The organism is Pauljensenia sp. UMB3104, from assembly GCF_030217285.1.
Taxonomy (GTDB): Bacteria; Actinomycetota; Actinomycetes; order Actinomycetales; family Actinomycetaceae; genus Pauljensenia.
Window position 1 is genome coordinate 1 of the sequence record NZ_JASONN010000680.1, and the last position, 228, is coordinate 228.

The window sequence follows — 228 nt, forward strand, 5'->3', positions numbered from 1 at the left end:
CGAGCTTCACGGAATCTTCAATGGCGGCAATAATATCGCCGTCGGCCGCGCCGCGCGAACGCGCCGGGTCATTGGAAAAGACCTTCATGGCCATCAGCTGGGCATTGGGGGCCATGCCTTCCACCCGTCCGGTGGTGGCAAAAGTTTGCCCCTCATCCAGGCCGTTCGCCGCGGCAATACCGGCCACGTGCATGCCGTGCATGGACGAGGTGGTATCGATGATCTCGA

The 228-nt window shown here is 61.8% G+C and carries 1 protein-coding gene; it reads right to left on the minus strand.

Annotated features, from left to right (window positions below; all coding sequences use genetic code 11):
• Window positions 1-202: S8 family serine peptidase (locus tag QP415_RS13260; RefSeq protein ID WP_285100378.1), on the minus strand; the 202-nt coding region annotated here is incomplete at its 3' end.
• Window positions 203-228 lie beyond the last annotated feature (26 nt).